This window comes from Streptomyces sp. NPDC031379, from assembly GCF_055569615.1.
Map to the genome: position 1 here is coordinate 76,834 of NZ_JBVIIT010000028.1, position 12,217 is coordinate 89,050.

Below are 12,217 nucleotides of genomic sequence, written 5' to 3' on the forward strand. Positions count from 1 at the left end.
CGGGAGGACAACACGGTGGCCGGCGACAAGCAGGCGGAGACGACGGCGGTGCCCGCCGAGGCCCGCGAGAAGCACGCGCAGCTGGCGGAGCAGGTCGAGGAGCACCGCTTCCGGTACTACGTGAAGGACGCTCCCGTCATCAGCGACGCGGAGTTCGACCAGCTCCTGAAGACCCTGGAGGCCCTGGAGGAGGAGTATCCGGAGCTGCGCACCCCGGACTCGCCGACCCAGAAGGTCGCGGGGTCGTACGCGACGGAGTTCACCGCGGTCGAGCACCGCCAGCGGATGCTCTCGCTCGACAACACCTTCAACGACGACGAGCTGGCCGCCTGGGCCGACCGCATCGCCAGGGAACTGGGCGAGCAGGACTACCACTTCCTGTGCGAGCTGAAGGTCGACGGCCTCGCGGTCAACCTCACCTACGAGAACGGCCGCCTCACGCGCGCGGCGACGCGGGGCGACGGCCGCACCGGCGAGGACATCACGCCCAACGTCCGCACGATCGCGGAGATCCCGGACCGGCTGCACGGCGACGAGGTCCCCGACCTCGTGGAGATCCGCGGCGAGGTCTACTTCCCGATGGAGAAGTTCCTCGAACTCAACGAACGTCTGGTCGCGGCCGGTGACAAGCCCTTCGCCAACCCCCGCAACGCCGCCGCCGGTTCGCTGCGCCAGAAGGACCCGCGGGTCACCGCCACCCGCCCGCTGCACATGGTCGTCCACGGCATCGGCGCCCTGGAGGGCTTCACGGGCATGACCCGCCTCTCCCAGGCGTACGACCTGCTCAAGACCTGGGGCCTGCCGACCTCCCGGCACAACAAGGTGGTCGACGACCTCGACGGCGTGCGGAAGTTCATCGCGTACTACGGCGAGAACCGCCACTCCGTCGAGCACGAGATCGACGGGGTGGTCGTCAAGCTGGACGAGATCCGCCTCCAGGGCCGCCTCGGCTCCACCGCGCGGGCGCCGCGCTGGGCGATCGCCTACAAGTACGCGCCCGAAGAGGTCAACACCAAGCTCATCGACATCAAGGTGGGCGTCGGCCGCACCGGCCGCGTCACGCCGTACGCCCAGGTCGAGCCGGTCACGGTGGCGGGCAGCGAGGTCGAGTTCGCCACCCTGCACAACCAGGAGGTCGTCAAGGCCAAGGGCGTGCTCATCGGGGACACCGTGGTCATCCGCAAGGCCGGTGACGTCATCCCCGAGATCCTCGGCCCGGTGGCCGACCTGCGCGACGGCGGCGAGCGGGAGTTCGTGATGCCGGGAGAGTGCCCCGAGTGCGGGACACCGCTGCGGCCCATGAAGGAGGGCGACATCGACCTCCGCTGCCCGAACGCCCGTACCTGCCCCGCCCAGTTGCGGGAGCGCGTCTCCTACCTCGCGGGCCGCGAGTGCCTGGACATCGAGAACTTCGGCGCCGTGGCCGCGGCCGCGCTCACCCGCCCGCTGGAGCCGGCCGACCCGCCGCTGGTGGACGAGGGCGACCTGTTCGACCTGACGGTGGAGAAGCTGCTGCCCATCAAGGCCTACGTCCTCGACCCCGACAGCGGTCTGCCCAAGCGCGACCCCAGGACGGGCGAGGAGAAGGTCGTCACGGTCTTCGCCAACCAGAAGGGCGAGCCGAAGAAGAACACCCTGGCCCTGCTGGAGAACATCGAGGCGGCGAAGGCCCGGCCGCTCGCCCGCTTCCTGAACGGGCTCTCCATCCGGCACGTCGGCCCGGTCGCGGCCCAGGCCCTCGCCCGCGAGTTCCGATCCGTCGACCGCATCGAGCAGGCCACCGAGGAGGAGCTGGCGGCCACCGACGGCGTCGGCCCGATCATCGCCGCCGCGCTCAAGGAGTGGTTCGCCGAGGACTGGCACCGCGAGATCGTCCGCAAGTGGAAGGCCGCCGGAGTCCCGCTCGAGGACCAGTCGACCGGTGAGGACGAGGGCCCGCGCCCGCTGGAGGGGCTCACGGTCGTCGTGACCGGCACCCTGGAGAACTTCACCCGGGACGGGGCCAAGGATGCCCTGCAGAGCCGGGGCGCGAAGGTGACCGGATCGGTGTCGAAGAAGACCTCGTTCGTCGTTGTGGGTGACAACCCCGGATCGAAGTTCGACAAGGCCATGCAACTCAAGGTTCCCGTCCTGAACGAGGACGGTTTCGCCGTCCTCCTGGAGCAGGGCCCCGAAGCCGCGGCCGAAGTCGCGCTTCCGACCGGGGAGTAGCGGTTGAAGGCCACCCGATCGGCGCATATCAGTTGCATACGGGTGGCCCGGGCGCATTCGGGCAACCGTCGACGACCGCTGCCCGTGGAAGCCTTCTGCGGCCTACTGTTGAGATGTGCGCCTGCCGTGCCCAGCTGCGGTTGGGGCATCCCCCTGCCCGACAAGGGCGCGGGGAAGGTTTCTTCGACGCGGAGCCGCTGATGGTTGTCGGGCATCGGACCGCGTGGCGTGGGCACCGCCGGCTGTGAGAGGGACGGGAATGGAACCGACCGAGAGCGTCGCCCCGGACTCACGGCTGCGCCTGCGCCGCCGTGCGGTCGCATGGCGCGGGAACCGGTGGACGGGACGGGGCGTCGGGCGGACGGGCGGACAGCCGCGCCCGGCCGGGCCGGGCACCGCCACCGAACCGCTCGCCCCGACACCCCTGGCCGTCGAGCCCGCCCCCGGCCTCACCGACGCCGACCCCGAACGGCACCTGTCCTGGCCCGCACTGCCCGCGGCCGTCGTGGCCGCCGCCGGATTCGTGCTCGGCGCCGGCTTCTACCGCGCCTGGACCGGCCACCACGCCCTCTTCCCGGGGGGCACGGTCGGCTGGTCGCTGGCCCTGCTCACCGGCGTCATCGTCGGCCACCTCGTCATGCTGGGCCGCGCCCGCTGGTGGGGCGGCACCGGTTCCGGCGCCGCCCTCACCCTCGCCGTCCTGCTGCTGTACGGCTGGGTGCCCGCCGGCATGGTCAGCCTCACCGTCGTCGTCCTCGTCGGCATCGCCAGACGCCACCGCTGGCGCCAGGGCGTGCTGCACGGCGCGGTGGACATCCTCGGCATCGGCGTCGGTGCCCTGCTGCTCGGCACGTTCGGCCGGGTGCCGAGCGTCGAGGAGCCCTGGCGGCCCGACACCTGGAGCGTCACCACCGCGCCCGAGGTCGTCCTCGTCGCGGTCGCCTACCTCGCCGTCAGCCGCGGCCTGCTGTGGTACCTGCACGCCCCGCGCGGCGGCGGAGTACCCACCATCGCCCGCACCGCCCTGGTCAGACAGGGACTGGTCGCCGTGGCGCTGCTCGGCATAGCGCCCCTGCTGTGTGTCGTCGCCGACGCCCAGCCGATCCTGCTCCCGCTGTTCGCGATCCCTCTGATAGCCCTCGACTCCACCCTGTGGATGGCCCGCGCCCGCGCCGAGGAGCAGCTGCGCGACCCGCTGACCGGACTGCCCAACCGGCAGTGGCTGCTGGACCGGATCTGGACCGCGCTCGACGACGCCGAGCGCATCGGCGCCCGCGCCGCCCTCATGCTGATCGACCTCGACCGGTTCCGTTCGGTGAACGACACCCTCGGTCATCTCGCCGGTGACCGGCTGCTGCTCCAGATAGCCGACCGGCTGCGGCTCGCCCTGCCGCGCGGAGCGGAGGCCGCGCGCCTGGGCGGCGACGAGTTCGCCGTCTTACTGCCCGTCGCCGACTCCACCACCTCCGCCACCCGGGTCGCCCGCAACCTCGTCGCCGCGCTCAGCTCCCCGCTCGACCTCGACGGGCTCACCCTCGTCCTGGAGGCCAGCGCCGGAGTCGCCGTCTTCCCCGATCACGCCCTGGACGCGGAAGGGCTGCTGCGGCGGGCGGATGTGGCGATGTACCAGGCGAAGAGGGACCGTACGGGTGTCGAGGTGTACGAGTCCAAGCGCGACTCCAACACCCCGGACCGCCTCGGCCTGCTGGGTGATCTGCGCCGGGCGCTGGACGCGCACGAGGTGCAGCTGCACTACCAGCCCAAGGTCCGCTTCGACGGGCAGGTCGCCGGCCTGGAGGCACTGGTCCGCTGGGTGCATCCCGAGCGCGGGAAGGTTCCGCCGGACGAGTTCATAGCGATCGCCGAGTCCTCCGGGCTGATGCCCCATCTCACCGAGTACGTCCTGGAGACCGCGCTCGGGCAGGTTGCCCGGTGGCGGGCGCAGGGCCTGAGGGTCCCCGTCGCCGTCAACGTCTCCCCTCGCGACGTGCACACGCCGGGCTTCGCCGGCTCGGTCGCCGCCCGGCTGGCCCGGCACGGGGTCCCGGCCGGGGCGCTCCAGCTGGAGATAACGGAGCACGTCCTGCTGGAGGACCCGCAGCGGGCGGCCGACACCCTCGCCGGGCTCACCGGACACGGCGTGAAGATGTCCCTGGACGACTTCGGCACGGGGTACTCGTCCCTGGTCCACCTCCGGCGGCTGCCGGTCAGCGAGCTGAAGATCGACCGCTCCTTCGTGGCCCGGCTGGCCGTGGACACCGAGGACGCGGAGATCGTGCGCTGCACCGTCGACCTGGCGCATTCGCTGGGCCTCCTCGTCGTCGCCGAGGGCGTGGAGGACGACGAGACGTGGGAGCGGCTGCGGGACCTGGGCTGTGACGCGGTGCAGGGGTGGCTCGTCGCCGCGGCGATGCCCCCCGACGAGACGACGGCGTGGCTGCGGGCACGGGGGTCCCGGGGATGGCAGCGGCCGCGCGCGGCGCTGCCGGCCGCCGAGTAGTCCTCGCGCCCGTCCGTTCCTTCCGGCCCTCGGCTGTCCGCGGTCTCAGGCGTCGCAGGCGAAGTGCCCGATCAGCAGCGCCAGCCGTCGTTCGTGCCCGCCCTCCGGCAGCCGGCCGCTGCGCATCAGCGTCGCCAGCCCGTGCAGGCTCGCCCAGAACGTCTCCGTCAGCAGGCCGGGGTCGTCGCCCTCCGCCGCGATCGGCTCCACCACGCTTCGGAGCTGGTCGAACGCCTCGCGCAGGGCCAAGGGAGCCTCCGGCGTCGCGAACGGCAGATCCACCAGGTGGGTGAACATCGCGTCGTAGAGGGCGGGCCGGCGCCGCGCGAAGGACGTGTAGGTCTCCGCCACCGCCGCCAGCGCGTCGCGTGTGCCCGGCGCCGCCGTCCGCGCCGCCCGCAGCTCCACCGCCAGGTCGGCGCAGCCCTGCACCGCGACCGCCGCCATGATCGCGTCCTTGCCCTTGAAGTGGCTGTACAGCACCGGCTGGCTGTACTCGATCTCGGCGGCCAGCCGGCGCGTGGTCACCGCGTCCCAGCCCTCGGCCTCCGCCAGCTCCCGGGCGGCCGTCACGATCAGCCGCTCGCGTTCCGCTCGTTCGCGCTCCCGGCGCGTCTGGATCGACATGACCGTGATTCTAGCATCGCTAGCGTTTCTGTCGATGCTCTGCTAGCTTCGCTCCTGTTCCTAGCAGTGCTAGCGACCGTTCAGGGGAGAAGAGACATGACCGTCACCGCCTACACCCTCGCCGTCCTGCTCGACCTGTTCTGCGTTTTCCTCGGCTACCGGTTCCTGTTCCAGCCGGGTCCCGCCGCGGCCGGCTACGGCGTCCCGGCGGACCCCGCCGGCGACGCCCGCGCCTACCTGTCGATCAAGGGGCTCCGGGACGGCACCTTCGGTCTGATGGGCCTGGCCCTGCTCGCCTTCGCCGGTGCCCGGGCCGAGGCCTGGTTCATGGTCGCCGTGGCGCTCGTCCCGCTCGGCGACACCCTGATAGTCCTGCGCAACGGCGGCGCGAAGGCCGTGGCGTTCGGAATTCACTTCGCCACGGCGATCGTTGTACTGATCAGTGCCGGACTGCTCTTCGCGGTCTGACGACACCTCACAGGGGGAGAAGAATCATGTCGCTGTTCGTGCCGAAGTTCGACGACACCGTCCTGGTCCGGGACGCGGAGGCCGAGGTGGTCGGCCAGGCGCCCACCACGGTCAGGCTGCTGGCCGACAGCAGCGCCAGCGGCGGAGCGCTGTCCACCGTGCGCGTCACCCTCGCGGAGGGTGCCGACGGTGCCCGCCCGCATGTGCACCACAACTCCGCCGAGATGTTCTTCCTGCTCGACGGCGAGGCCGAGCTGCTCTCCGGTGACGACGTCGTCACCGCCCGGCGCGGCGACCTGGTCATCGTCCCGCCGGACCGGCCGCACGCCTTCGCCGCCGCCCCCGGCAGCACCGCCGACCTCCTGATCGTCATCGCTCCGGGTGTCGAGCGCTTCGAGTACTTCCGCCACCTGCAGCGCATCCGCCTCGGCGAGGTGACCCCGGAGAGCCTGCTGGAGGTCCAGGAGCTGTACGACAACCACTTCCTGAAGAGCGAGGCCTGGGACGGGCGGCGCCGGTGAGGCAGGGCCCGGGGCCGACCGTTTCACGGGCACGTGGCCTCGCCCCATAGGATTGGGCCCAAACCACACACACTCACCCCAGAGGATCGCTGCATGCCTGGCATCACGCGCGAGGAGGTCGCCCACCTCGCCCGGCTGGCGCGTCTGGAGCTGAAGCCCGAAGAACTCGATCACTTCGCAGGCCAGCTGGACGACATCATCGGCGCGGTCGCCCGCGTCAGCGAGGTCGCCGACCAAGACGTACCGCCGACCTCGCACCCGCTCCCGCTGACGAACGTCATGCGGGCGGACGAGGTCCGTCCCTCGCTCACCCCCGCGCAGGCGCTCTCCGGCGCCCCGGCCCAGGAGCAGCAGCGTTTCAAGGTGCCGCAGATCCTGGGGGAGGACTGACCATGACGGACATCATCAAGCTCACGGCCGCCCAGACCGCCGAGAAGATCGCCTCCGGCGAGCTGACGGCCGTCGAGGTCGCCGAGGTCCACCTCGCCCGCATCGAGGCCGTCGACGAGAAGGTCCACGCCTTCCTGCACGTCGACCGCGAGGGCGCCCTCGCCCAGGCCCGCGCCGTGGACGAGAAGCGGGCCCGAGGCGAGAAGCTCGGCCCGCTGGCCGGCGTCCCGCTCGCGCTCAAGGACATCTTCACCACCGAGGGCGTGCCCACGACCGTCGGCTCGAAGATCCTCGAGGGCTGGATCCCGCCGTACGACGCGACGCTCACCAAGCGTCTGAAGGACGCCGACGTCGTCATCCTCGGCAAGACCAACATGGACGAGTTCGCCATGGGGTCCTCGACCGAGAACAGCGCCTACGGCCCCACCGGCAACCCCTGGGACCTGACCAAGATCCCCGGCGGCTCCGGCGGCGGTTCCTCCGCCGCGCTCGCCTCCTTCCAGGCGCCGCTCGCCATCGGCACCGACACCGGCGGCTCCATCCGCCAGCCGGCCGCCGTCACCGGCACGGTCGGCGTGAAGCCGACGTACGGCGCGGTGTCCCGCTACGGCATGGTCGCCTTCTCCTCCTCCCTCGACCAGGGCGGCCCGTGCGCCCGTACGGTCCTGGACGCGGCCCTGCTGCACGAGGTCATCGCCGGGCACGACCCGCTCGACTCCACCTCCATCGACGCCCCGGTCCCGCCGGTCGTCGAGGCCGCCCGCAACGGCAGCGTCGCGGGTATGCGGATCGGCGTGGTCAAGCAGTTCCGCGGCGAGGGCTACCAGGCCGGCGTCATCCAGCGCTTCGACGAGTCCGTCGAGCTGCTGAAGGAGCTGGGCGCCGAGATCGTCGAGCTGGACTGCCCGTCCTTCGACCTCGCCCTGTCGGCGTACTACCTGATCGCGCCGTCCGAGTGCTCCTCCAACCTCGCCCGCTTCGACGGCCTGCGCTACGGCCTGCGGACCGGCGACGACGGCGGTCACTCGGCCGAGGAGGTCACCTCCCTCACCCGCGAGGCGGGCTTCGGCCCCGAGGTCAAGCGGCGCATCATGCTCGGCACGTACGCCCTGTCGAGCGGTTACTACGACGCCTACTACGGCTCCGCCCAGAAGGTCCGCACGCTCATCACGCGGGACTTCGAGAAGGCCTTCGAGCAGGTCGACGTGATCGTCTCCCCGACGACCCCGACCACCGCCTTCGCGATCGGCGAGCGCGCCGACGACCCGATGGCGATGTACCTCGCGGACCTGTGCACCATCCCGACCAACCTGGCGGGCAACGCGGCCATGTCCCTGCCCTGCGGCCTCGCCCCGGAGGACAACCTCCCGGTGGGCCTGCAGATCATCGCCCCGGCGATGAAGGACGACCGGCTGTACAAGGTGGGCGCCGCCGTCGAGGCCGCCTTCGTGGAAAAGTGGGGACACCCGCTGCTGGAGGAGGCTCCGTCGCTGTGAGCAAGGCACTGTCCAAGGCCAAGGGCTTCAAGAAGTCCAAGTCCGGCCTGTACCTGTCCATCGCCACGACCGCGTTCGGCGCGGTCGGTGTCGCCAAGCAGGCCAAGCTGGCCCGCGCCGAGAGCGACACGCTGCGCCTGATCGACGCCGCGGTGTCCGCCGCCGCGATCGCCACCGGCCTCGCCATCCTCTACCGCGAGCTGAAGCGGCTGGGCGACGACGACGTCCTGCTGGGCTGAGAGGGAAGTTTCACCGTGACCACCACGACCGACCTGGTGTCGTACGAGGACGCACTGGCGTCGTACGACCCCGTCATGGGCCTCGAGGTCCATGTCGAACTCGGCACCAAGACCAAGATGTTCTGCGGCTGTTCGACCGCGCTCGGTGCCGACGCCAACTCGCAGACCTGCCCGGTCTGCCTCGGCCTGCCCGGCGCGCTCCCGGTCGTCAACGCGACCGGCGTCGAGTCCGCCATCAAGATCGGTCTCGCGCTCAACTGCGAGATCGCCGAGTGGTGCCGCTTCGCCCGGAAGAACTACTTCTATCCGGACATGCCGAAGAACTTCCAGACCTCCCAGTACGACGAGCCGATCGCCTTCAACGGCTACCTCGACGTGCAGCTGGAGGACGGCGAGACCTTCCGCGTGGAGATCGAGCGCGCCCACATGGAGGAGGACACCGGCAAGTCGACCCACGTCGGCGGCGCCACCGGCCGGATCCACGGGGCGTCCCACTCCCTGCTGGACTACAACCGCGCGGGCATCCCGCTCATCGAGATCGTCACCAAGCCGATCGTCGGCGCCGGCGAGCGTGCGCCCGAGGTCGCGAAGGCGTACGTCCGTGAGCTGCGCGAGGTCATCCGTGCCCTCGGCGTGTCCGAGGCCCGCATGGAGATGGGCCAGATGCGCTGCGACGTGAACCTGTCGCTGATGCCCAAGGGCGCCGAGAAGTTCGGCACGCGCTCGGAGACGAAGAACGTCAACTCGCTGCGTTCCGTGGAGCGTGCGGCCCGCTTCGAGATCCAGCGGCACGCGGCCGTCCTCTCAGGCGGCGGCACGATCATCCAGGAGACCCGCCACTTCCACGAGGACACCGGGTCCACGACCTCGGGCCGCGTGAAGGAGGAGGCCGAGGACTACCGGTACTTCCCGGAGCCCGACCTCGTCCCCGTGGCACCCTCGCGCGAGTGGGTCGAGGAGATCCGCGCGGCTCTGCCCGAGCTGCCGCTGGCCCGTCGCACCCGGCTGCTTGCCGAGTGGGGCATCTCGGCCACCGACATGCAGGCGATCCTCAACGCCGGTGCGCTGGACCCGATCGTCGCCACGATCGACGCCGGTGCCGACGCGGCCTCCGCCCGCAAGTGGTGGATGGGCGAACTGGCGCGCAGCGCCAACGAGTCCGGCAGGACGCTGGAAGAGCTGGCGATCACTCCGCAGCAGGTGGCCCGGGTCACCGAGCTGGTCGCGAAGGGTGACCTGAACGACAAGCTGGCCCGCCAGGTCATCGAAGGCGTCCTCGCGGGCGAGGGCACCCCGGACGAGGTCGTCGACAAGCGCGGTCTGAAGGTCGTCTCCGACGACTCGGCGCTCGGTACGGCCGTCGACGAGGCCATCGCCGGCAACCCGGGCGTCGCGGACAAGATCCGCGGCGGCAAGGTGGCCGCGGCCGGCGCCCTGGTCGGCGCGGTCATGAAGGCGACCCGGGGTCAGGCCGACGCGGCCCGCGTCAAGGAGCTGATCCTGGAGAAGCTGGGCGTCGGCGAAGGCTGAGCCCGCATTGCGTGTACGGCCCCGGAGGCATGCCTCCGGGGCCGTTCCCGTCGGTGCCGGCCGGAGGCGTTACGCTCGACCGCCATGAGCGGACGCGCCGATTCCGATGCTGAGCCCGAGATAGCCGAGGCAGCTGAGCAGGACGAACACGCCGAGGACGCGCGGCGGGCCCGCTGGGTGGCCGCCGGTACCGGGGGCGTGCTGAGCCTCGCCGGACTGGCCGCCGCGCTGTTGCGGCTCACCACGTCCGCGCCGGTGCTCGTGCCCGCCGCCTACGCGCTCGGTGCCGTCGTGTGCGCCCTCGCCGCGGTCCTCGGGCACCGGGGCCGTACCCGCAGGGCCCTGTGGCTGCTGATCGCGGGGACGATGTTCATGGCCCTCGGGGACCAGTTCGACTGAAGCGGTCTCCCGGGGGCCGGGCGGGGACGACGACACCGTTCCCGCCACGGCGTCGGCCGCCCCGTATCGTCATCGAGCCGCCCGAACGCCGGGCGGCCCCTGAGAGGCTCGGCCAGGTCTCGGCCGACGAACCGCGGAAGGAAGAGCGACAGGATGTACGCGATGTCCCTGGGTGACGACGGTGCCGAACTGCGGCCCCTGGAGGTCTGGCACGCCGAGGAGCTGCTCGCGAACATCGACCGGGGACGGGACTTCATCGGCCGGCACATCGGCCTGCCGGACGTCGTGACGGACCTGGACACCGCCCGCGCCTACCTCAGGTCCTACGCCGACAAACGCGGCGCCGACGCCGGCAGCCTGCACGGCATCTGGCTGGACGGAAAGCTCGTCGGCGGGCTGCTCTTCCGTGTCTGGGACACCCCGGGCGGGGTGTGCGAGGCCGGCTGCTGGCTGGAACCCGCGGCGGCCGGGCGCGGGCTCGTCACGCGCGGCATGCGGGTCCTGTTCGACTGGGCCTTCGAGGAACGGGGCATGCACCGCGTGGAGTGGCACGTGTCCTCGGCGAACCAGCCCAGCATCGACGTGGCCCGCCGGCTCCACATGACCCGCGAGGGCCTGCTCCGCGAGAACTACCCGCACCGCGGCGTACGCACCAGCACCGAGATCTGGGCGGTGCTCGCCCCCGAATGGCGCGCGGCACGCGCGCGTACCGCGCAGAACGATCATTAAGGGGCCTCTCAGAGAGCGTCCGTACGGTGCCGGGCATGGCAACGAAGACAGAGCAAGGCGCCGAGGCCGGCACCCAGGCGCGCAACGACGGGACGACGGCCGGGGCCCCCGCCGCCGGGGAGGAGCGGGCACCCGGGACGAAGGGGGCCGAGGCGGCGGAGGCCGCGGCAGCCGCCCCGGAGCGGGCGGACACCGAGGCCGTCGACGCGGAGCCCGTCGAGGAGGAGGCCGTCGGCGTCCCGGAGCCGGAGGAGAAGGTTCGGTCCGGCGTCGGGCAGGGCGCCGGTGCCGTCGTGTCCGCCGCGCTCGGCCTCATCTCGCTCAGCGGAGGCTGGATCGGCACCATCGCCGGCGCCCGCGAGCAGCTCGTCGGCCAGCTGCGGACCTCCACCACGGCGAGCGTCGCCACGCAGATCAAGGAGGTCTACGGCGACTCCTGGCACACCACCGCCCTGTGGGCCGGCCTGTTCGCGCTGGCCGCGCTGATCACCGGCGTGGTCGTGCTCGCGCGGCCCGCGTTCGGCGTGCCCGGCCGCCCGCAGGCCGCCTGGATCAGGTCGGTCGCCTGGGCGGGCGTCTCGCTCGGCGTCATCGGCCTGCTCCTGGCCGTCCTGAAGTACTCCGACGCCCTGCTCGGACTGCCCTCGGCCGGTTGAGAACCCGCAGGTCCCAGGGGCCTTAGGGAATCCGTGAGCACCCTACGGACTCCCTAAGGCCCCTTACGCGCGCGTGCGGCCCCGCGGCTGCCCGAAGATGCGGAACTCTCCCGATGTGGCGCACCCCCCTGGCAGACGAAAGTGGAGGCATCGCAGAAAGCGACGCACCACCCACCTCTCCTCGAAGGACACGCCATGTTCGAGATCGAGTACCACCGGATGCGTTCGGCCCAGCTGATCCGCGAGGCCGAGCAGGAGCGCCTGGCCCGCCAGGCCGCCCGGGCCCGCCGCGCCGCCCGCCAGGAGCGCTCCGCCCGCAACGGCGGCCCGGCCGCCGAGCCCCATACCGACAGTCCCCGCCGGCACCGGCAGCCGCGCACCGCGTGACCGCCGGCCCGGCGGGCCCAGGGCCCGGCGGCACCACCAAGGACGGCGCGGAGGGCCGCACGGG

13 protein-coding genes are annotated in these 12,217 nt (G+C 71.8%); 12 read left to right on the plus strand and 1 reads right to left on the minus strand.

The window, feature by feature from the left end; genetic code table 11:
- Window positions 1-15: 15 nt before the first annotated feature.
- Window positions 16-2,211, plus strand: a complete 2,196-nt coding sequence (gene ligA, locus ACZ5CW_RS33830) for an NAD-dependent DNA ligase LigA (protein ID WP_468608234.1) — start codon at window positions 16-18, stop codon at window positions 2,209-2,211.
- A gap of 259 nt (window positions 2,212-2,470) precedes the next feature.
- Complete coding sequence (locus ACZ5CW_RS33835) at window positions 2,471-4,711, plus strand: putative bifunctional diguanylate cyclase/phosphodiesterase (protein WP_468608236.1); 2,241 nt, start codon at window positions 2,471-2,473, stop codon at window positions 4,709-4,711.
- 45 nt (window positions 4,712-4,756) lie between these two features.
- Here the strand turns inward: ACZ5CW_RS33835 and ACZ5CW_RS33840 are convergent, their stop codons facing one another.
- Window positions 4,757-5,338, minus strand: a complete 582-nt coding sequence (locus ACZ5CW_RS33840) for a TetR/AcrR family transcriptional regulator (RefSeq protein WP_468608238.1) — start codon at window positions 5,336-5,338, stop codon at window positions 4,757-4,759.
- Between the two features lie 96 nt (window positions 5,339-5,434).
- Between ACZ5CW_RS33840 and ACZ5CW_RS33845 the strand changes: the two genes are divergently transcribed.
- From ACZ5CW_RS33845 to ACZ5CW_RS33890, 10 genes are all read left to right on the plus strand, one after another.
- Window positions 5,435-5,806, plus strand: coding sequence for a DUF4267 domain-containing protein (locus tag ACZ5CW_RS33845; RefSeq protein WP_468608240.1), 372 nt, complete (start codon window positions 5,435-5,437; stop codon window positions 5,804-5,806).
- 26 nt (window positions 5,807-5,832) lie between these two features.
- Window positions 5,833-6,327: a cupin domain-containing protein gene (locus tag ACZ5CW_RS33850; RefSeq protein WP_468608242.1), complete on the plus strand. Its 495-nt coding sequence runs from the start codon at window positions 5,833-5,835 to the stop codon at window positions 6,325-6,327.
- 93 nt (window positions 6,328-6,420) lie between these two features.
- Window positions 6,421-6,717: an Asp-tRNA(Asn)/Glu-tRNA(Gln) amidotransferase subunit GatC gene (gene gatC / locus ACZ5CW_RS33855; protein ID WP_018544665.1), complete on the plus strand. Its 297-nt coding sequence runs from the start codon at window positions 6,421-6,423 to the stop codon at window positions 6,715-6,717.
- Between the two features lie 2 nt (window positions 6,718-6,719).
- Entirely contained in the window at window positions 6,720-8,213 is a 1,494-nt protein-coding gene (gene gatA, locus ACZ5CW_RS33860) for an Asp-tRNA(Asn)/Glu-tRNA(Gln) amidotransferase subunit GatA (protein WP_468608244.1), read from the plus strand.
- A complete protein-coding gene (locus ACZ5CW_RS33865; RefSeq protein WP_468608246.1) occupies window positions 8,210-8,452 on the plus strand; it encodes a hypothetical protein in 243 nt (80 codons plus the stop codon). Before gatA ends, ACZ5CW_RS33865 begins: the two co-directional genes overlap by 4 nt.
- A 15-nt stretch (window positions 8,453-8,467) precedes the next feature.
- Window positions 8,468-9,982: an Asp-tRNA(Asn)/Glu-tRNA(Gln) amidotransferase subunit GatB gene (gene gatB, locus ACZ5CW_RS33870; protein ID WP_468608248.1), complete on the plus strand. Its 1,515-nt coding sequence runs from the start codon at window positions 8,468-8,470 to the stop codon at window positions 9,980-9,982.
- Between the two features lie 84 nt (window positions 9,983-10,066).
- Entirely contained in the window at window positions 10,067-10,381 is a 315-nt protein-coding gene (locus ACZ5CW_RS33875) for a hypothetical protein (RefSeq protein ID WP_468608250.1), read from the plus strand.
- A gap of 153 nt (window positions 10,382-10,534) precedes the next feature.
- Window positions 10,535-11,110, plus strand: coding sequence for a GNAT family N-acetyltransferase (locus ACZ5CW_RS33880; protein ID WP_468608252.1), 576 nt, complete (start codon window positions 10,535-10,537; stop codon window positions 11,108-11,110).
- 35 nt (window positions 11,111-11,145) lie between these two features.
- Window positions 11,146-11,766, plus strand: a complete 621-nt coding sequence (locus tag ACZ5CW_RS33885; RefSeq protein ID WP_468608254.1) for a hypothetical protein — start codon at window positions 11,146-11,148, stop codon at window positions 11,764-11,766.
- Between the two features lie 195 nt (window positions 11,767-11,961).
- Window positions 11,962-12,153: a hypothetical protein gene (locus ACZ5CW_RS33890; RefSeq protein ID WP_468608256.1), complete on the plus strand. Its 192-nt coding sequence runs from the start codon at window positions 11,962-11,964 to the stop codon at window positions 12,151-12,153.
- Window positions 12,154-12,217: the final 64 nt, after the last annotated feature.

Bases quoted from the DNA above. Each gene is read 5' to 3' on its own strand.
- ACZ5CW_RS33835 (WP_468608236.1), top strand. From the start codon at position 2,471: ATGGAACCGACCGAGAGCGTCGCCCCGGACTCACGGCTGCGCCTGCGC.
- ACZ5CW_RS33840 (WP_468608238.1), bottom strand. From the start codon at position 5,338: ATGTCGATCCAGACGCGCCGGGAGCGCGAACGAGCGGAACGCGAGCGG.
- ACZ5CW_RS33845 (WP_468608240.1), top strand. From the start codon at position 5,435: ATGACCGTCACCGCCTACACCCTCGCCGTCCTGCTCGACCTGTTCTGC.
- ACZ5CW_RS33850 (WP_468608242.1), top strand. From the start codon at position 5,833: ATGTCGCTGTTCGTGCCGAAGTTCGACGACACCGTCCTGGTCCGGGAC.
- gatC (WP_018544665.1), top strand. From the start codon at position 6,421: ATGCCTGGCATCACGCGCGAGGAGGTCGCCCACCTCGCCCGGCTGGCG.
- gatA (WP_468608244.1), top strand. From the start codon at position 6,720: ATGACGGACATCATCAAGCTCACGGCCGCCCAGACCGCCGAGAAGATC.
- ACZ5CW_RS33875 (WP_468608250.1), top strand. From the start codon at position 10,067: ATGAGCGGACGCGCCGATTCCGATGCTGAGCCCGAGATAGCCGAGGCA.
- ACZ5CW_RS33880 (WP_468608252.1), top strand. From the start codon at position 10,535: ATGTACGCGATGTCCCTGGGTGACGACGGTGCCGAACTGCGGCCCCTG.
- ACZ5CW_RS33885 (WP_468608254.1), top strand. From the start codon at position 11,146: ATGGCAACGAAGACAGAGCAAGGCGCCGAGGCCGGCACCCAGGCGCGC.
- ACZ5CW_RS33890 (WP_468608256.1), top strand. From the start codon at position 11,962: ATGTTCGAGATCGAGTACCACCGGATGCGTTCGGCCCAGCTGATCCGC.